Below are 18,949 nucleotides of genomic sequence, written 5' to 3'. Positions count from 1 at the left end.
CACCCGACAGGGAGGGGAATATGAAGAGGACCCGGAAACCGGGCATCACCCGGCGCTCGACGCTTGCGTTGATGGGTGCCGGCGCGGCGAGCCTTGCCGCACCGTGGGTGGCGCGTGCCCAGGCCAAGACCATCAAGATCGGCATGCCGACCATTCTCTCGGGCCGCGTCGCGCAGCTTGGAACGTCTTCGCGCAACGCGGTGATGCTGGAGGTCGAGAAGGTCAATGCCGCCGGCGGGCTCGCCGGGCGGCAGATCGAGATGGTGATCCGCGATTCCAAGGGACAGCCGCAGGAAGCCGCCCGCATCGCGCGCGAGCTCGTCAACACCGACGGCTGCGAGATGCTGCTCGACGGCGAGGCGTCGTCAGGATCGTTCGCGGTTCATGAGGTGGCGCGCGATCTCGGCGTGCTCTGCATCCACACTTGCTCGGAAGCGTCGTCGCTGACCGCCGATCCCAAGCAGCACATCCCGAACGCCTTCCGTTGCGTGCGGCAGGGCATTCACGACTCGATCGTCGGCGCCGGCTACGCGGCAGGGATCGCCAAGGCCAAGGGCCTGAAGAAATGGGCGACCTGTTCGCCCGACTATGCCTATGGCCGCGATACCACCGGCGAGTTCGTGCTGTACCTGAAGAAGTTCGCACCTGACGTCGAGATCATCAGCGAATCCTGGCCGAAGCTGTTCCAGCCCGACTACACCGAGGTGGTGACCAAGATCCTGCAGGCGAAGCCGCAGGCGCTGTATTCCTGCCTGTGGGGCGGCGATCTCACCTCCTACATCGACCAGGCCAACATCTACGCGATGTTCACCCAGATGGAGGTGTTCGCGGTCAACATGGCCGATTACACCGCGCTCACCGTGGTGAAGAACCTGCCCAAGGGCATCCACTCCGGCGACCGCTACATCAAGACATTCCCGCCGACGCCGGAGAATGCGGCCTGGGGCGATGCCTACAAGGCGAAGTACAACGAATACCCGACCAACTGGTCCTGGCAGAATGCGACGGCGGTGATGTTCCTCAACGAGGCCGTCAAGAAGGTGAACTCGACCGATGGCAAGAAGGTCGCGGAGGCCCTCACCGGGCTTACCATCAAGTGCCCGTTCGGCGCCGACGGCACCGTCACCATGCGCGCCGACGATCACACGCTGGTCGGCTACGCGATCGGCTGGGGCACCACGATCCCGCAGGAGCCCTACGTGCCCGACGTGAAGGCCGGCGACTGGAAGACCATCTTCGAGCTCGAAGCCGAGTGGAAGAAGAGCAAGGGCTACACCTGATCCGCATGCGGGGCGGAGACAGCAGCATGCGGTCTCCGCCTTTCATCTGATGTTTGTCGCGCGCCGGCATTGCGGCCCGCCGTAATGGATGATTTCCCGTGGACCTCGACGCGCTCGCCAGTTGCCTCGCCAGTCCTGCATGCCTGGTGACGCAGACCACCAGCGGCCTGATCATCGGCATGCTGCTGTTTCTCGTCGCCGTCGGGCTGACGCTGATCTTCGGCGTGCTCAAGGTGGTCAATTTCAGCCACGGCGCCTTCTATATGTTCGGCGCCTATTTCGCGATGACGGCCTATCAGCTGACCGGCAGCTTTGCGCTGGCGATACTGAGCGGCGCCGTCGGCACCGCGATCCTCGGCCTGATCTTCGAGCGCGTCTTCATGAGCCGCGTCTACGGCCGCGACGTACTGATGCAGCTTCTGGTCTGCTATGCCTTCGTGCTGATCTTCGACGACGTCGTCCGCATGATCTGGGGGCCCGAATTCAGGTCGATGGGCATGCCGGCCGCGTTCCAGGTGCCGCCGCTGTTCATCGCTGGCGGCGTGGTGCCGCCATATTATCTGCTGCTGATCGGCGTGGCGCTCGCTGCGGCCGTGGTTCTCGGGCTGGTGCTGGCGCGCTCCAGGATTGGCAAGGTCATCCGCGCGGCGGCGCATAATCCCGGGATGGTCTCGGCGCTCGGCATCAACACCGGGCTGATCTATGGCGGCGTGTTCGCGCTCGGCGGCATGCTGGCGGGACTGGCGGGAGCGCTTGCCGCGCCGGTGCGCTCGCTGACGCCGGGCATGGGGTTCTCGGTGCTGATCGAGTCCTTCATCGTCACCGTGATCGGCGGCATGGGCTCGATCCTGGGTGCGCTGATCGGCGCGCTGCTGATCGGCCTGATCCGCTCGTTCGGATCGCTCGGCTTCCCGCTGTTCACCGAGGGGCTGATGTATCTCTTCATGGTGATCGTGCTGGTGTCGCGCCCGACCGGCCTGTTCGGCAAGGAGGTCGCATGACCGAGCTTCAGGCAGGCCAAGGCGCGCCGCCCCTCGAGGTTCCCCGGATCGATGCCAGACCGCAGCGCTATCGCGATGTGCTGATCGCGCTCGCGGCGTTTGTCGTGCTCGCGCTGCTGCCGATGGTATTCGGCAGCAAGCAGCTGCTCGACTTCGTGATCCGCTGCGCGGCCTACGGATTGTTCGCGACGTCGCTCAACCTGCTGGTCGGTTACACCGGACTGATCTCGTTCGGGCACGGCATGTTCTTCGGCCTCGGCGCCTATGGTTTTGGCCTCATGATGCAGAAGACCGGTGTGCCGATCCCGGTGGCCTTCGTCGGCACGCTGGCGATGACCCTGGTCGTTGCCGTCGTTATTGGCGCAATCTGCGTGCGGCTGAAGGAAATCTACTTCGCCTTCGTCACGCTGGCGTTCCAGATGTTGATCCACTCGACCATCCTGTCGTGGCAGTCGCTGACCGGTGGCGACCAGGGCTTGCGCGGCGGCATCCCGCGGCCGCCATTTCTCGGCATCGATCTGTCGAACCATTTGCATTTGTACATCACGAGCTGCGCGCTGTTGGTGATCGGGTTACTGTTGATGCGCCAGATCGCACAGTCGCCGTTCGGCTACACGCTGCGCATGATCCGCGACAACGCCACGCGGGCGAGCTTCATCGGCATCGACGTCTGGCGCGCCAAGCTGACAATCTTCGTGCTGGCGGCGCTGTTCGCTGCGACCGGTGGCATGATCATGGCGCTGTTCGTCTCCGGCGCCTATCCCGAATTCGCCTATTGGACGATCTCGGGCGAGGGCATCTTCATCAACATGCTCGGTGGTGTGACCACCTTCCTCGGGCCGATGGTCGGTACCATGCTGTTCCTGATCCTGAATGACACCGTTACCCGCCTGACCGAGTATCACGGCATCGTGCTCGGCATCGTGATCCTGTTCTTTGCCATCGGCCTGCGGAAGGGCCTGATGGACTTCGTCGTCGAATGGTTCGCGCAGCGCCGCGGAGCAGCCGGGGAGCGCGCGCCATGAGTGCAAAAGGACGGATCAGCGTCGTCACCGGCGGCGCCAGCGGCATCGGCGCGGCCTGTGTCCGCGAGCTGGCGGCGGCAGGCGATGTTGTGGCTGTCGTCGACCGCGACCTCGCCAAGGCGCAGGCGGTTGCAGCGGAAGTTGGCGGCAAGGCGTTTGCCGCCGATGTCGCAGACGAGCGCAGCGTCGAGGCCTGCGCCGCGGCGATCGAGCGGGACTGCGGCCCCGTGGATGTGCTCGTCAACAGCGCCGGCATCATCCAGGTGCCGGTCCGGCCGCACGATCTGCCGATGTCCTCCTGGGACGACGTCGTGCGCGTCGACCAGCGCGGCACCTATGTCGCCTGCGTCGCCTTTGCGCGGCCGATGATCGCGCGCAAGTGTGGCAGCGTCGTCAACATCGCCTCGATTGCCGGAATGCGCTCGATGCCGTTGCATGCCTATGCGCCTGCCAAGGCCGCGGTGATCGCCATCACCGAGTGCCTGGCGGCCGAGTGGGGGCCGTCCGGCATCCGCGTCAACGCCGTGTCACCCGGCTACACGCTGACTCCGGCGTTGAAGAATGCGATTGATCTCGGCGAGCGGGACGTCTCCGCGCTCGCCGCCAACGCAGCGCTTCGCCGTCTCGTCGACCCCTCGGAGATCGGCCGCGTGGTCGCATTCCTGGCTTCTGACGCGGCCTCCGCGATGACTGGCGCCAATGTGCCGGTCGATTGCGGCTGGCTCGTCGCCACATCGTGGAACAGCTATGGCGGCCTGCGGGAGGCGAGCGGTTAGCCATGCTGGAGATTCGCGCCCTCTCGAAATCCTTTGGCGGCGTCAAGGCGACCGACAACGTCTCGCTCGACTTTGCCGACGGTTCGCTCACCGCTGTGATCGGCCCCAACGGCGCCGGCAAGAGCACCTTCTTCAACCTGATCACGGGCGCGCTGCGGCCGGACGCCGGGCAGATCCTGCTCAATGGCGTCGACATGGCGGGCAAGACGCCGCCCGAGATCGTGCGCCATGGCATCGGCCGCGCGTTCCAGGTCGCGAGCATCTTCCCGTCACTGACCGTCGAGGAGACGATGCTGGCAGCGGTCTGCGCCGATCAGCGCCGCGCCGGCGTGATGCACCGCCGCTTTCCACTGTCCGAGACGCGCGACCGCGCAGAGCACGCGATTGAGCTGCTCGGCCTCGCCAGCAAGCGCAACCGGACCGCGGCGACGCTGTCGCATGGCGACCAGAAGCTGCTCGATATCGCGCTCGCGCTGGTGCTCGAACCCAAGGTGCTGCTGCTGGACGAGCCGACCGCGGGCATGGGCACCGAGGAGCGCTGGCGCATGATCGACAAGGTGCGCGAGCTCTGGGAGACGCAGAAGATCACCGTCGTGTTCATCGAGCACGACATGGATATCGTGTTCAAGATCGCGCCGCAGATTGTCGTGCTGTGCTACGGGCGAATTCTTGCGACCGGGACGCCGGACGCGATCCGGCGAAACGATGCCGTGATCGAGGCCTATCTCGGCAGCGACGACCACGCGGGAGCGGTGGCATGAGTGCGCAGCCGGTGGTGCAGGTCGAGGACCTCGACGTCTATTACGGCACGAGCCAGATCCTGTTCGGTGTCGGCCTTTCGGTGCGGCAGGGCGAGACCATGGCGCTGCTCGGCCGCAACGGCGCCGGCAAGTCGACCACCATGAAGGCGATCATGGGGCTGGCGCCGGCGCGCCGCGGCAAGGTGACCTTGCGCGGCCAGCTGGTCTCGGGAATGCGGCCGCATCACATCGCGCGGGCCGGGCTCGGCTTCGTGCCCGAGGACCGCCAGATTTTTCCCGAGCATACCGTCGAGGACAATCTCGTCATCGGCCAGAAGAAGGGCCCGGACGGCGAGGATGAGTGGTCGATCCGCCGCGTCTATGACGTATTCCCGCTGCTGGAGCCGCTGCGGCACCGGATCGCCGGACGGCTGTCCGGCGGCGAGCAGCAGATGCTGGCGATCGCCCGCACGCTGATGGGCAATCCGGTGCTGCTGCTGCTGGATGAGCCGAGCGAGGGGCTGGCGCCGATCATCGTGCAGCGCATCGGCGAGCTGCTGCGGCAGCTCCGCGGCACCGGTGCCACAGTATTGATCGCCGAGCAGAACATGCATTTTTGCCTTGGCCTTGCGAGCCACGCGACGGTTATCGACAAGGGACAGATCGTCTACACATCCTCCATCGAAGAGCTGAGGGCCAACGACAACATCCGGCAGCGCTATCTGGCGCTGTAGGGTTCTTCGAAGATTGTGGGAGGACAAATGGCGGGCGAACGCAAGCTGACGCCGACGCATGAGGCGCCGTATCGCGGGCTGAGGGTGCTCGATTTCGGGCAGGGGATCGCCTCGCCCTATTGCGCGATGCTGCTCGGGGTCTATGGCGCCGACGTCATCAAGGTCGAGCCGCCGGAAGGCGACTGGTCGCGCTATCTCGGCACGACCTACGGCAATCACACGACGCTGTCAGCGGTCTACAACCGCGGCAAGCGCAGCCTGTGCCTCGACATGAAGCACAAGGACGGGATCGCGATCGCGCAGCTTCTGGCGCGCGAGGCCGACGTGCTGATCGAAGGATTTCGCCCTGGTGTCGCTGAGCGGCTCGGGCTCGGCTATGAGAGCCTGTCGCGCGACAATCCGGGCCTCGTCTATCTGTCGGTCAGCGGCTTCGGGCAGAGCGGGCCGTATTCGAAGCGGCCTGGCTCGGATTCGGTCGCGCAGGCGTTTTCCGGGCTGGTCTCGGTCAATGTCGGCACCGATGGCGTGCCGCATCGGGTCGGCACCACCATCTCCGACGTCGTCACCGGCGTGTATGCGTTCCAGGCGATTGCGACGACGCTGTTCGCGCGCGCGACGGTCGGCACCGGCCGCTGGATCGACGTCAATCTCTGCCAATCGACGTCGGCGCTGCTCGGGCACAAGGTCGCGGAGTTCATCCTCGAGGGTGGTGCGCCTCGCGCGCTCAACGTGCCGGCCGGCACCTACCAGACGCAGGACGGCTGGATGATGGTGACTTTGGTGAACGAGCCGCAATACAAGCGGCTGTGCACCGCGATCGGCCGCGAAGATCTGGCCAGCGATCCGCGCTTCGCCGATTTCGCCCGGCGTGCCGATGCGGCCGACACGCTGATCCCGCAGCTGCGCGAAGTGTTTTTGACCCAGCCGACTGACGCCTGGCTGACGCGACTGCACGCAGGCGATATTATCGCCGAGCGGATCCTCAATCCCGGGGAATGGCTGCGCAACGCCCATGTCGAGGCGACCAGGGCGTCGGTGCGCCAGGATACGCCGGGTGTCGGCGCGGTCTACACGCCGCGCACGCCGGGGATCGCGAGTCTGTCCGAGGATCAGCTTTGTCCTGCGCCCGATGTTGGACAGGACAGCCGCGCCGTGCTGATAGAGGCTGGTTTCGGCTCCGCAGAGATCGACGGCCTGTCGCTGTCAGGCGCCGTGCGGCAAGCCAAGCGATAATTGGAGGCAATACATCATGAGCACGGACCTCGTTCGTTACTCGGTCGCCGATCAGATCGCGGAGATCGTGCTGGATCGCGCGCCGGTCAACGCACTCAGCATACCCCTGATCGACGCGTTGCTGGCGGCCCTTGCGAAGGCGCGCGATGATGGGGGCGTGCGCGCCGTCATCATCAGCAGTGCCCACAAGGTGTTTTGCGCCGGCCTCGACCTCGACATCGTCAGGGGCAAGCCCGCGATCGAGACCAAGACATTCCTGGAGCGGTTGTATTTCGCGCTGAACGATACGCAATACCGCATGGGCAAGCCCACCATTGCGGCGATCGACGGCGCGGTGCGGGCCGGCGGCATGACGATCGCGATCTCCTGCGACATGATCATCGCGGGCGACGGCTCGACCTTCGGCTACCCCGAGATCGATGTCGGCCTGATCCCGGCGATCCATTTTGTGCAGCTGCCGCGGCTGGTGGGAAAACACCAGGCGTTCGGCCCGCTGTTCCTCGGCGAGCCCTTCGATGCGGCGACCGCCCATCGCATGGGCCTGCTCAGCGAAGTCGTGCCGAAAGGCACCGCGCTCGATCGAGCGCGCGAGATCGCGCGGAAGTTTGCGGCGAAGTCGCCGATCGTGATGAAGATCGGCCGCGACGCCTTAATGCGCGCAGTCGATGCCGATTTCCGCCGTTCGGTCGAGAATGCGGCTGAGAGCTTTGTCGTGGTGGCGTCGACGGAAGACTGCCAGGAAGGGCTCAATGCGTTCGTCGAGAAGCGGACGCCCAACTACAAGGGACGCTAAATGGCTGGATTGTATTTCGAAGAGTTCGAGGTCGGACAGGAATTCCATCACGAGTTCAGCCGCACCGTGACGGAGATGGACAACACCATGTTCAGCCTGCTGACCATGAACCCGCAGCCGCTGCATCTCGATGCGCACTTTTCCGAGAAGACCGAGTTCGGCCAGCGGCTGTTCAACAGCCTCTACACGCTCGGCATCATGATCGGCATGAGTGTGTACGACACGACGTTGGGGACCACGGTCGGCAATCTCGGCATGACCGACGTTAAGTTTCAAAAGCCGGTGTTCCACGGCGACACGCTGAAGGCGCACACCAGGATCATCGGCAAGCGCGCCAGCAAGTCGCGGCCGACCCAGGGCATCGTCGAATTCGAGCACACTATGACCAATCAGCGCGGCGAGGTGGTGGCGAGTTGCCGCCGCACCGGCCTGATGCACTGCAAGCCGAAGGCATAGACAATGCGATCGTTCCTGTTCGTTCCCGGTGACAGCACCCGGAAGTATGAAAGCGCGAAGAAGACCGCGGCCGATGCGTTGATCCTCGACCTCGAGGATTCCATCGCGCCGGACCAGAAGGTCGTCGCGCGCGGCATCACGCGCGAGATGCTCGATGCGCGCAATCCGGACCAGAAGCTCTACATCCGCGTCAACGCGCTGGATACCGACCTTACGCTCGGCGACCTCGCCGCCGTGATGCCCGGCAAGCCCGACGGCATCGTGCTGCCGAAATGCGCCGGCGCCGCCGGCGTCAACAAGCTCGCGCTGTATCTTGACGCATTCGAGGCCGCCTCTGACATCGCGCAGGGCACCACGCGGATCGTCACGGTCGCGACCGAGACGGCGCGGGCGGTGCTGAAAATCCTCGACTTCGAGAATATGAGCCCGCGTCTCTGGGGCATGATGTGGGGTGCGGAGGATCTCGCGGCCTCGCTCGGGGCAACGCGCAACCGCACCGACGGCCGCTATCATTCCCCCTTCATCCTGGCCCGCGATCTCTGCCTGATCGGCGCGGCCGCCGCCGGGGTGGTCGCGATCGATACCATTGCCACCGACATCAACGATCTGGATGCCTTGAAGGCGGAGGCCATTGCCGCGCGGCAGGACGGCTTCCTCGCCAAGGCCGTGATCCATCCCAAGCATGTCGACGTCGTCAACGCGGCCTTCATGCCGACGGATGAGGAGATCGCGTGGTCGGAACGGGTGATCGCCGCGTTTGCCGGCAATCCGTCCGGGGTCGCCAAGATGGATGGCAAGATGCTGGACAAGCCGCACCTTCGCGCCGCCGAGAAGATTTTGGCTTCGCGCCGAAAATAGTCAGGAAGTGGGTTCGATCGGCGCGCCCTCCGCGATGAGGGCGGCGATCATCATCAAGCGGTTCTGACCGGTCAGACGGCGGGAAACTGCAACTCGAAGGCGGCGCCCCGGCTGGAGGGCAAGAGCCGGATCGAGCCGCCATGGCTCACCATGACGGCTTGCGCGATCGCCAGCCCCATGCCTGTGCCGCCGCTGTCGCGGCGCGTGGTGAAGAAGGCGTCGAAGATCTTGTCGCTGTTGGCGTCGGAGATCGGGTCGCCATCATTGCTCATCGTCACTCTGACGCTGGAGGCGTCACAGGTCGCTTCTATCTCCACCGACTTGGCATTGTGACGGAACGCGTTGTCGGCCAGATGCGCCAGCACGATCAGCGCCTTCTCGCCGGACATGCCGATTGAGCGGTCGAGGCAGCCGCTGGCCGCAATGGTACGGCCTTCAAAGCGGCCCTTCAGGTTTTCGATGACGGGAGAGAGCGGGGTCTGCTCGTTCTGTGGGGCGCTCTCCGCACGGGCGAGCTCGCGCAGCCGCTGGCTCATCGCATCGAGCCGCTCGACGTCGCCGAGGATGTTCGAGATGAAGCTTTGTTGTTCGGAGCGGGTCAGCGTATCCGATTTGCTCTGAAGCGAATCCTGCAGCAGCTCGGCTGCGCCCCTGATCGATGTCAGCGGCGATTTCAACTCGTGCGTCAGGTGTGCCGAGAAGGTGGCGATGTAGTCAGACCGCCGCGACAGCTGCTGGGCCATGTCCAGAAAGCTGTCGGAGAGCTGGGCGAGTTCACGGGTGCCATAGTGCTGCAGCGGCTGGAAGGCGTTGCGGTCGCCACGGCCGATCCGCACGGCGCGATCGACGAGCTCGCGCATCGGGCGCGTGACCGTGCGTGAGAACATCAACCCGATCGCTATCGTCGCCAGCAGCACGGCCGATGTGGCGAGCAGGAACTTGCCGCGCTCCTGATAGAGATGGTCGAAAATGTTGCTCGGCGTCCGCGACGTGTAGATCACGCCGGCAACGTGGTCGTTGACGATCACGGGCATCGCGGAGAAGACGTGAACACCGACGCCGCGGCTGATTGAATAGATCGGTGGTGGAGGCTTGTCGGGCATGCGGATGCGCAATGCGGCGCTATACTGGCCGTGCAACGCCGCGGCCACCTCCTCGATATGGGAAAGCGACTGTCCGACCTCCTGGCGTCCGGCGATCACCACGCCCTGCGGATCGAGAATCCGGAAGCCTGCAAGCGTCACCTTCTGGGTCTCCAGGATGATGGGCATCAGCCGGGTGCCGATCTCGACATAGGCCGGATCCGCGGCCCTGGCCGCCGGCAGTGCGTCGGGCCGTCGCCGCAGCAGGTCGTTGCCGGCGAGGTCGAGCGCGGGCCGGATCGGCGTCACCTGATCGCCGGGATCAGGCAACGCCTCCGGGGGGACCGCGGGGCCGAGCGGGATGCCGTTGCCCAATCGTGCCTTCACTTCTTCGGCGTAGATCGCGGCAAGAACGCGGCTTTGCGCGATCAGCTCGGCCTGGGTCTGGTGAATCAGCTGGTTGTCGTAGAGGCGGAAGAAGAACAGACCCACCAGCGGCAGCAGCGCGACCAGGGCAAGCACGGTGAAGATGACCAGACCAAGCGACGGTCGCCACTTCTGGCGGGCGCGGAAGGATGTCATGCCTGCAGCTCGCAGCGACCGAGCTTGAAGCCGACGCCGTGAACGGTCTCGATAACGTTGTCGCAGCTCGCGGCTGCGAGCTTGGCTCTGATGTTGCGGATGTGGCTGTCGATGGTGCGGTCGGAGACCTGGATGTTGAGCTGGTAGGCCGCGCTCATGATCTGTTCGCGGTTAAATACCACCGTCGGTCGCGTCAGGAAGGCGCGCAGAATTCCGAACTCGATTGCGGTCAGGCGCAGCGGCGCGCCCGCGAACGTCGCGATGTGCTGCTCGGGATCGATCGAGAGCTGCCCCCGCGAGAGCACGGCGGCCTCTGTCCTTGTCGCCGCTATCCGTGGGGTCAGCCGCCGTAGGATGACATTCACCCGCGCGACGAGTTCGCGCGGGCTGAACGGCTTGGTCACATAGTCGTCGCCGCCGATCTCGAGGCCGAGGACGCGGTCGATCTCCTCGTCACGGGCGGAGAGGAACAGGATCGGCACGTCGGACGATTTCCGAATTTCACGGCAGACGTCGAGGCCATCGAACTCCGGCATGCCGATGTCGAGCACGATCAGGTCCGGCCGCTCGCCGGCAAACCGGGTCAGCGCCTCCTTTCCGTCGCGGGCCTCGGCCACGCTCATGCCGGCTTTCTTGAGGGCGACGCGGATGACCTCGCGGATATGCAGGTCGTCGTCGACGATGAGGATGCGGTGCGTCACGAGTCGTCTCCGAAAACCGGCGCTTCGACTATCCCGGCGCATTGGTCTGCTGCCTGTCGAGGAAACGCTGAAGCCGCCAGCCGCGAAAGCCCCAGCTGCGCCATGAGGCCATCTGCTGGCGTTGCTGTTCTACAAGGCTATTGCGGCGCGAGACAAGGACCGGGTTGGCGTAGTGGAGCTGGATCGCCCGGTCGATGGCCGGAAGGGCTTGGGGGCCGAGCTGGATCAAGTAGTCCATATCCAGATTGGCGCCGCTGCCCGAGGCTGCGCGACTGTGGCCGACATTGTAGTCGGCGATGACGGCGGCGAAATTAACCAGGGAGCAGACATAGAGCAGGATGGTGAGTACCAACAGGTTGGTGCGGACCAGCCATTCATTCGACGCCCGCAGGACGATGCGCACCAGAATCAGGATCAGCCCGACGGCGACGAGCAGCATCCAGACGAATGCTGCGACGCGCCAGTAGGTGAGCAGGTAGGTTTGGACGTAGAGATCAAGCCGGAGCATCGAGGAGATCACCAGCAAGACATTCTGCCCGACCCAGACGTAGACGAGCGGTCGGATCACTCGCGATTGTTCGGCCGGGCCGCCCGGGCGCATCGCGAGCAGAACGAAGGCCGCGGCCAGAAGCGCCGTGACGATCAACGGATAGGCGCCACGATGGGCGTAGGACGCGTAAGTGATCGCGGCAGGAAGCGTCGCGTTGCCCCAGAGATAGATCGCATCGAGAATGGTCTGAATCGAAAACAGCAGGTTGAACAGGATCAGGGAGCGCAGGATGGAGCCTGCGCCGAACAAGTCGATGAAATGATCGGGTTCGGCGGGATCCCTCGCGGAAGATCGAGGTCCGTTGGGCACGACGTTGGTGTAGTGCCGCCATTTGACATGGATGAAGGGCCAGACCAGCGCCAATGCGAGGATCCAGAACAGCGTGCGGCCGAGGCTGAGGCTGGCGGCGGGATTGCCCGGGTTCAGCTGGCTGATCCATATTTCCAGCACTGGATTGGCGGCGACGAACAGAAAGACAAACACGGTTCCGAGCAGCAATGGCACGAACCATAGGATGAAACCCTTGGTCAGGCCCGGCAGGCTGAATGCGCTGACGACGTCCCGGAACAACCTGAAAGGGCTGACCAGCAAGAGGTCCACCAGCGAGGCAGCTCCCTTGGCCACACTGTCGAGACAGGGATTGGTCGTGAGAGTGAGCGCGGCGCCGAGCGCAAGAACGGCGAAGGCCAGCGAGGCTGCGTTGAACTCCTCCAGGGCAGGGAGCAACCCGGCCACAACGATCGCGCCGGCCATCAGCAGCCTGTGGCGAGCGAGGTGACCAAAGTTGGAGGCCAGTGACACGCCGGCCAGCGCGACTGCGAACAGGACCACCGAAAGTCCGGCATTCTGATCATAGAACAACCAATCGGCCAGCGCGGCGAGAGTAAGCGCGGCGGCGGCCTTGGCCGGCGGCAAGCCGTTGGCAATCGATTGTGTCTCGGTTTCCGGTGACTCAAGGCTTGTCATTGTGACCTCAGGATTGAAGGACGTTTGGACTCCGGCGGTCGCGCTGACGTCATCGACGGGTGTGCGAACGCGATCCCGGCTGCGGCATGGCGAACCTTGGGTTGGCTGCGTGCAGACAGCGGAAAGGCGATCAGCAGGAGTTCAGGAGTCTTATGCAGATTGCGTGCAGAGGGGTCTTATCCGCTAGCTGCGGCGAATCCGGTCTGATACGGACGACACGTTCGGTTTGTTCAACCCTTCGTCTCCATGCAAATCATCAAGCGAGTCGGCATTGCCCTAGCCTGGATCGTCGGGCTCGCATTCGTCTTTGCCGGCGTCAACCACAACGATCCCTATCTGGTCCCGCTACGCGGGATCGGCAATCTGCTGCTCGTGGTCGCAAGCGTCGCCGTCGTGCCCATGCTGGTCCGCCGCGGCGCCTGGCGGGCCTGGGCGGGGAAGCTTCTCGTCATCCTGTGGTGCCTGCCGCCACTCGCAATGCTGGCCGCGCATGGTGTGTTCGAGGTCCGCAAGCACCGCGTGCTGCAGACTGAGCCGCTTCTTGCGCGGTCCCTTGGGCAGCATTTCATCGTTGGCTACCGGTCGTTCGACGAGGTCGCGCCGCTGGCGGAGAGCGGGTTGATTGCGGGTATCTATGTCACCGGGCGCAATGTCGCCGGCAGGACGGTCGATGCACTGAAGGCGGAGATCGCTGCGCTGCAGGCGACGCGGCGCGCGGCCGGGCTGCCGCCGCTGATGGTCGCGACGGATCAGGAGGGTGGCATCGTTTCGCACCTCGCGCCGCCGCTGACGAGGCTGCCCGCGCTTGCCTCGCTGGCCGAATTGGCGCCGGAGCAACGAACGGCAAAAGCCGAGGAGTTCGGACGCATCCATGGACGCGAACTGGCGTCGCTCGGCGTCAACCTCAATCTGGCTCCGGTGCTCGACCTTCGGCCCGAGGCGACGCGCAACCGGTTCGATTTCAATACGCTGACCAATCAGCGCGCGATTTCCGACGACCCCGCCAAGGTGAGCGCGATCGCGGGCGCCTACATCCATGGCCTCGAGTCCGCGGGCGTCAATGCCACCGTGAAGCACTTTCCCGGATTGGGCCGCGTGCGCGCCGACACGCATCATTTCAACGCCGATCTCGATACGCCGGTCGGCGAACTGGAGGCGACCGACTGGCGTCCGTTCCGCGATGTGCTGTCGACCACCGGCGCGCGCCTGATGGTCGGGCATGTGGCGGTCAGCGCTCTCGACCCGGCACGGCCTGCCTCGCATTCGAAGGCGGTCATCGATGGGCTGATCCGGAAAAGCTGGAACTACCATGGCCTCGTCATGACGGATGATCTGGTGATGGGCGCGATCTATCAGCACGATGTCTGCACCGCCGTCGTGGAGGCATTGAACGCAGGCGTCGATCTCTTGCTGGTCGCCTATGATGGCGCCCAATTCTACCGCTTGTTCGCCTGTGCAAGCGATGCAGCCGGTCGGGATGCGCTCGACGCTGCGATGTTGCATGACAGCGAGGCGCGGCTAAAGCGGTCGCTCGTGATCGATTAGATCGCTGGATTCACGAATGGGCTCCGACGGCCGATTTATGATCCTGCTGCTTCGACCACGAGACGTAGTAGGCGACTGCAATCATCGCGGCGATGCCGGCGATGCTGACCGCGATCTGCCTCGTCACCGAGTTCGGGCCGGTGATCAGGAAAAGGTGCGCGGCAAAGGAGAGGAAAACGCCTGCACAGAACACGGCGAGCCACTCCTCGCCGCACTTGATGATCGGCTGCAGGGCGTGTGATCGCAGATACCCCCAGTCCCGCGGCACCAGCAAGGTGAACAGGAACATCAGGGTCAGGAAATGCAGGATGCGATGGGGTGCAACGTCCTCCCGATCGCTTGGCAGGAGCATATCGCTCAGTCCATCCGGCATCATCTGGGCGAGGGCCGGGATATCGCCAACGGAGACGATCGTCAGCGCGAGTACCAGATACAACAGGGCCGCGGCGCGCAGCGCGGGAGTAGCCTGCAGCGCGCGGATCTCGGATGCATACCGCTTGCCGATGAGTGCGAGCCAGCCGCCCATCACAAACAGCAATTGCCAGCAGAACGGGTTCAGGTACCAGTGTCCGTCCGGGTATGATGACAGATTCCAGTCGAGTACGCGGGCGGTCGCATAAAGCGCAACGGACCCGGCAAGCGTCGCGTTCGGCACATAGAGCAGTCCGCACACGATAATGGGCTGGAAGGCCATCAAGGCGATAATGAGTTGCAGCACATCGAGATTGAGCGGCTTGGCTTGCAGGAACAGGCCGTAGATCAGCGTTCGGATCCCGTGGTCGATGAAGCCGGTGATATTGAACTCGCTGATGATCTCGGGCGCCGCGGTCCGGGCTGCGACATAGCTGATCAACTCGACATAGATCACGAACAAAACGATGTAGGCAGCATAGAGCTGCCACACGCGCCTGAAGATGCGGGTGGCCGCCACCAGCATTCCCCGCTCCACCGCCATCCCACTGTAGATCAGCGTCGTCGCGTAGCCGCCAACGAATACAAACAGGTCGGTGGCGCCGCTGAAGCCGAAGTTGCGCATGGTCAGCGTGTTGACGACGTTGTGCGGAATATGATCGAGGAATAGAAACCAGTTCGCGATGCCGAGCAGCAGCGCAATCCTGAGATCGCCATCGCCTGCCGCGATCCCGGCATCTTTTGTCGGAGTCATTTGAAGCAGAAATCTACCGGCCCGAGAAACGAATCGCTAATCTAAAGGGAACCCACGCCCGGTCCGAATAGACTTTGCGTGAACCCTATCTAGTCCGTTTCCGGTTCCGGCCAAGTGGCCGGCTCAAGAAAGATCACGTTTTCGAAATCACCACGTGAGGTCTCGACGTCAGACCGGCTCGTGCTTGCGCAGGTCGCCGATGTGATCGAGCGTATTGGCTTGCATATCAGCGGCGGTCAGGGGGACCTCCGGCAGGGCAGCCTCGGCAAGGATGTCGTTCGTGACATCCTCAACCGAACATTCGGCAATCTCGTGGATGAAGCTGATGTTGGTGTATTCACCCGACGCGATGCGCGAGACCACCTCACGCCGGGTCATTTCGGGGTCGACGATCGCTTCCCGGCCGCGGCGGCCATAGTCGATCATCACGACAAAATACTGCATGCCTGATAGTTCGATGCCTTGACTGTCATCGGCCATTATTTCCGATAATCGGAACTATGTCAAGAGAAATTGCCGATAACCCGAATTCCGACGCCGCTGGTCCGGCCGATTCGGTCCGGAGGTATCCGAATCGGCCTGGTCGGCCCTGAAGTCGCGCCGCTATTTCTCCGATCGCCCCTGCGTCCGGGCAGATTTGCGGCCCTTCGCCGTCTTGCCGCGCAGCCGTTCGATCTGGCCGCGGGGCAGGGTGACGCAGATTTCCCCGATCCATTCGAGCTTTACGCCGTTGATCGGCTTGGCGTTGAAGCTCTTGAGGTTGACCAGGCCGGAAGAGCTGCCGCGTTCGATCGTCTTCAGGTAGCGCTCGCCGCTCTTCAGCCGGACCGCAGCTTCTTCGCCGTAGAAGCTCGACAGCGGATGGCGCTGCTCGCGATAGACCACGATGACGTCGCCGTTCTCGTATTTTGGCAGCATCGAATCGCCCGAGACCTCGAAAGCGATGGTCTCCTCGGTCACCGGGAACGGAAGTTCGACCTCGCCGAGACCCTCCGGCGGTACCTGCTCGAGGTCCGGCTCGATCGAGGCGCCGGCGCCGACCCGGCCCATGATCGGCACCGAGTTCAGCTCCAGATATTCGATGATCGGAGCGATTTCCGACGCCTTGATCAACCGTATCCCCGACAGAATCTCGGATACCGCCCCTGCCCGTACCCCCATTGCGCGGGCAAGCCCGCCCTTGCTCTTCCCTGTCTTTTCCAGTGCTCGTTCGATCAGTGCCGCGTCCAGCATGTTTCATCCTCTCCAAATCCTGCCATATCCATACCGTTACGATTATCAGAATTCAAGCTTGACTTTTCCTTCGGAATATCGGAAGTTATGCAAGGCGCCGGCGGAATGACAAAAATGGGAATCTGGAATGGAAATGACGAACTGGCTGCCGGAGCATTCGGCAACCCTGCAGGACCTGCGCGCCCGCGGCTTGTCCTACTCGGAGATCGCTGACACCATCAACGCAACCTTCAACACGGCCTACACACGCTACGCGGCCCTCAGCCGGGCCCAGCGCATGGGGTTGGTAGGCCTCGATCGGGTGGAGCCGTCCCTGCCGGGGCGCCTCGACCCACCGAAACCGTCCCTGCCGAAGCTCCCGGGCATCGGGCGCCTGCGCGAGGGGCGGGCCGAGCTGAAGCCAGATCTGCTTCGCTGGCCAAAGATCTTCGCCGAAGCGGTGGAGATGCCCCAGCTTCGTTGCGCGGCGGTCGAGCCGCGGCATCTTTCACTGCTCGACCTGAAACGCGGCGACTGCCGCTATCCCTATGGCGGGGATGCCGACGGCGAGACGGTCACCTTCTGCGGTCATCCGTGCCGGCCGGGCACGAGCTACTGTCCACCGCATTTTCACCTGAGCCGCGATCCGGAGGCCTCGGCGAGGCCGGTATTGAACGAGGCCTGGCTTCAGGCCGTCGGGGCCATCTGAGGCGATTCACCTCCCGACCGCCGGACTTCAGTCCGTAACCGCAATCGCGCGGATGACTCCGCGCGCTCTTCACCCAGATATTTGGAGACCAGCAATGCCGCGAGCCAAACGCCGGAAACCGTACGATCCCGCCGGAGCGCACGATCGACGCTCCCAGGATCTGCCCTTCAATGCCGAGGTGGCGACGGTCGAGATCGACGACCCCCTTGCGCTCGAGCCGGGCGACAAGATCGTTGCGTTCCGCTCGATACGCAACGATCCGCTCGGCCGGTTGCACGCGCATCGACAGATCGACGAAACGCAGTATCGGAGCGGCAGGGCCTTCCAAAACGATTGGGAGAAGGCCGAGCGTGGCCCTCGCGCGGTGGACACGACACGCGAATACGTCGACGGCGGTCAGCAACGCGAGCCGATCACGGAGGGGCAGCGTCAGGCGACCCTGCGGTTGAATCGTGCCGAGCATGAACTCGGCGCCGACGGCTCGGCGCTGGTGCACGACGTCCTGATCCTCGGCATGACCATGGAGCAGGTTGGGCAGCGGCGCGGGCTGCGCACGCAGCGCTGGCAGGACTATTTCGCGCGGCGTCTCAAGGAATGCCTGGATCGGCTGGCGCTGATGTACGGGCTTGCCACGCCGAACAGGGTTCCCGTGAAGGATCGCCGATGCTGATTTGAAGTGATGTGCTTGCGTGCCGGTTGCGACGCAGGCCTCCGGCACGACAACACTTCATCACATTGCAGGACTGTGCCTGGCCTCACATTGCGCTCCATCCTTCGTGTGTATTGGGCGTTGTATTCGGCCAGGCCGTGAAGAAGGTCGACAGCGGCGCGGACTCTCATGTAACTTCGCTCACGCCTATGACCTGCCTGCATTCGAGCGAAGTGTGATGCCCTCGGATGCCGGCAATGGGCCTGGCGCGTCACCTCAAGGGAGTTCACAGCGGCTACGCCTCTCCATATCTTCCTCCTGCATCACGAACATCACGAGTAACGTGGGTCGATGCCGGCGCGGAGCCCCAAATAAAATTCACCCAAGGAGAACCGACCGATGAATCACACTGGAAACTGCTTTTGCGGCGCCGTCGAACTCAAGGTCACCGGAGAGCCTGAGGCGATGGGCTACTGCCACTGCCGCTCGTGCCGTTCCTGGTCCGGCGGTCCGGTGAATGCGTTCAGCCTGTGGAAGCCTGAGGCGGTTGAGGTCACCAAGGGCGCCGACCATATCGGGACATTCGAGAAGACGGCGATGAGCCAACGCAAATATTGCACCAAGTGCGGCGGTCACCTGATGACCAACCACCCGACGCTTGGGCTCGTCGACGTCTTCACGGCAACGATCCCGACGCTGAAATTCAGCCCTGGCGTGCACGTCAACTATGCCGAGGCGGTGCTGCCGATACGCGATGGTCTGCCGAAGTTGAAGGATTTTCCGGCCGAGTTCGGCGGGTCCGGCGAAATGATCGCCGAATAGCACGACGGTTCTCGATGACGAAAGCGGGTGGCGGCCGGACGCCGCCACCCATCGAATCTACATTCCTCCG

Annotated in this window: 20 protein-coding genes; 14 read left to right on the top strand and 6 right to left on the bottom strand. The window is 63.9% G+C overall.

Annotation, left to right across the window (positions count from 1 at the left end):
* Positions 1–20: 20 nt before the first annotated feature.
* The 10 genes from WDM24_RS29400 to WDM24_RS29355 all read left to right on the top strand — a co-directional run bounded on the left by WDM24_RS29400 (position 21) and on the right by WDM24_RS29355 (position 8,896).
* Positions 21–1,280 (top strand): ABC transporter substrate-binding protein, encoded by a 1,260-nt coding sequence (locus WDM24_RS29400; protein WP_338828266.1) that lies wholly within the window; start codon positions 21–23, stop codon positions 1,278–1,280.
* Positions 1,281–1,378: 98 nt separating this feature from the next.
* Positions 1,379–2,281 (top strand): branched-chain amino acid ABC transporter permease, encoded by a 903-nt coding sequence (locus WDM24_RS29395; RefSeq protein ID WP_338828265.1) that lies wholly within the window; start codon positions 1,379–1,381, stop codon positions 2,279–2,281.
* On the top strand, positions 2,278–3,306 hold the full coding sequence (locus WDM24_RS29390) for a branched-chain amino acid ABC transporter permease (RefSeq protein WP_338828264.1): 1,029 nt from the start codon (positions 2,278–2,280) through the stop codon (positions 3,304–3,306). Before WDM24_RS29395 ends, WDM24_RS29390 begins: the two co-directional genes overlap by 4 nt.
* Positions 3,303–4,082, top strand: a complete 780-nt coding sequence (locus tag WDM24_RS29385; protein WP_338828263.1) for an SDR family oxidoreductase — start codon at positions 3,303–3,305, stop codon at positions 4,080–4,082. Before WDM24_RS29390 ends, WDM24_RS29385 begins: the two co-directional genes overlap by 4 nt.
* Before the next feature lie 2 nt (positions 4,083–4,084).
* Entirely contained in the window at positions 4,085–4,843 is a 759-nt protein-coding gene (locus tag WDM24_RS29380) for an ABC transporter ATP-binding protein (RefSeq protein ID WP_338828262.1), read from the top strand.
* Positions 4,840–5,556, top strand: coding sequence for an ABC transporter ATP-binding protein (locus tag WDM24_RS29375; RefSeq protein WP_338828261.1), 717 nt, complete (start codon positions 4,840–4,842; stop codon positions 5,554–5,556). The genes WDM24_RS29380 and WDM24_RS29375 overlap by 4 nt, the downstream gene beginning before the upstream one ends.
* A 27-nt stretch (positions 5,557–5,583) precedes the next feature.
* Positions 5,584–6,789 carry a CoA transferase gene (locus WDM24_RS29370; protein ID WP_338828260.1) on the top strand — a complete coding sequence of 402 codons (1,206 nt, stop codon included), beginning with the start codon at positions 5,584–5,586 and terminating at the stop codon, positions 6,787–6,789.
* 16 nt (positions 6,790–6,805) lie between these two features.
* The gene (locus WDM24_RS29365; protein ID WP_338828259.1) at positions 6,806–7,582 is read left to right on the top strand and encodes an enoyl-CoA hydratase/isomerase family protein; all 777 of its coding nucleotides are present in this window, start codon (positions 6,806–6,808) and stop codon (positions 7,580–7,582) included.
* The gene (locus tag WDM24_RS29360) at positions 7,583–8,038 is read left to right on the top strand and encodes a MaoC family dehydratase (RefSeq protein ID WP_338828258.1); all 456 of its coding nucleotides are present in this window, start codon (positions 7,583–7,585) and stop codon (positions 8,036–8,038) included.
* Positions 8,039–8,041: 3 nt separating this feature from the next.
* Positions 8,042–8,896 (top strand): CoA ester lyase, encoded by an 855-nt coding sequence (locus WDM24_RS29355; RefSeq protein WP_338828257.1) that lies wholly within the window; start codon positions 8,042–8,044, stop codon positions 8,894–8,896.
* 71 nt (positions 8,897–8,967) lie between these two features.
* Here the strand turns inward: WDM24_RS29355 and WDM24_RS29350 are convergent, their stop codons facing one another.
* From WDM24_RS29350 to WDM24_RS29340, 3 genes are read right to left on the bottom strand one after another with little or no spacing between them, the layout of a single operon-like run.
* Complete coding sequence (locus WDM24_RS29350) at positions 8,968–10,560, bottom strand: ATP-binding protein (protein ID WP_338828256.1); 1,593 nt, start codon at positions 10,558–10,560, stop codon at positions 8,968–8,970.
* On the bottom strand, positions 10,557–11,261 hold the full coding sequence (locus WDM24_RS29345) for a response regulator transcription factor (RefSeq protein WP_338691042.1): 705 nt from the start codon (positions 11,259–11,261) through the stop codon (positions 10,557–10,559). Before WDM24_RS29345 ends, WDM24_RS29350 begins: the two co-directional genes overlap by 4 nt.
* Positions 11,262–11,289: 28 nt before the next feature.
* The gene (locus WDM24_RS29340; RefSeq protein WP_338828255.1) at positions 11,290–12,726 is read right to left on the bottom strand and encodes a DUF4173 domain-containing protein; all 1,437 of its coding nucleotides are present in this window, start codon (positions 12,724–12,726) and stop codon (positions 11,290–11,292) included.
* A gap of 297 nt (positions 12,727–13,023) precedes the next feature.
* Here WDM24_RS29340 and WDM24_RS29335 point away from each other — a divergent pair, with 297 nt between their 5' ends.
* On the top strand, positions 13,024–14,322 hold the full coding sequence (locus tag WDM24_RS29335; RefSeq protein ID WP_338828254.1) for a glycoside hydrolase family 3 N-terminal domain-containing protein: 1,299 nt from the start codon (positions 13,024–13,026) through the stop codon (positions 14,320–14,322).
* Between the two features lie 10 nt (positions 14,323–14,332).
* Here WDM24_RS29335 and WDM24_RS29330 read toward each other — a convergent pair whose 3' ends face one another.
* From WDM24_RS29330 to WDM24_RS29320, 3 genes are all read right to left on the bottom strand, one after another.
* Positions 14,333–15,487, bottom strand: coding sequence for an OpgC domain-containing protein (locus tag WDM24_RS29330; RefSeq protein ID WP_338828253.1), 1,155 nt, complete (start codon positions 15,485–15,487; stop codon positions 14,333–14,335).
* 168 nt (positions 15,488–15,655) lie between these two features.
* Entirely contained in the window at positions 15,656–15,931 is a 276-nt protein-coding gene (locus tag WDM24_RS29325) for a hypothetical protein (protein ID WP_166308448.1), read from the bottom strand.
* 159 nt (positions 15,932–16,090) lie between these two features.
* Positions 16,091–16,720, bottom strand: coding sequence for a LexA family transcriptional regulator (locus tag WDM24_RS29320; RefSeq protein WP_029080008.1), 630 nt, complete (start codon positions 16,718–16,720; stop codon positions 16,091–16,093).
* A 127-nt stretch (positions 16,721–16,847) separates the two neighbouring features.
* Here WDM24_RS29320 and WDM24_RS29315 point away from each other — a divergent pair, with 127 nt between their 5' ends.
* From WDM24_RS29315 to WDM24_RS29305, 3 genes are all read left to right on the top strand, one after another.
* Positions 16,848–17,408: a GcrA family cell cycle regulator gene (locus tag WDM24_RS29315; RefSeq protein WP_338828252.1), complete on the top strand. Its 561-nt coding sequence runs from the start codon at positions 16,848–16,850 to the stop codon at positions 17,406–17,408.
* A gap of 94 nt (positions 17,409–17,502) precedes the next feature.
* Positions 17,503–18,078 (top strand): DUF6456 domain-containing protein, encoded by a 576-nt coding sequence (locus WDM24_RS29310; RefSeq protein WP_338828251.1) that lies wholly within the window; start codon positions 17,503–17,505, stop codon positions 18,076–18,078.
* Between the two features lie 378 nt (positions 18,079–18,456).
* The gene (locus WDM24_RS29305) at positions 18,457–18,879 is read left to right on the top strand and encodes a GFA family protein (RefSeq protein WP_338828250.1); all 423 of its coding nucleotides are present in this window, start codon (positions 18,457–18,459) and stop codon (positions 18,877–18,879) included.
* The last annotated feature ends 70 nt before the right edge of the window (positions 18,880–18,949 follow it).

Origin of the sequence: Bradyrhizobium sp. 27S5 (assembly GCF_037217225.1) — a bacterium.
Lineage (GTDB): Bacteria > Pseudomonadota > Alphaproteobacteria > Rhizobiales > Xanthobacteraceae > Bradyrhizobium > Bradyrhizobium septentrionale.
Note: the sequence above shows the minus strand (reverse complement) of the source record. Positions and strands in the feature narration are given on the sequence as shown.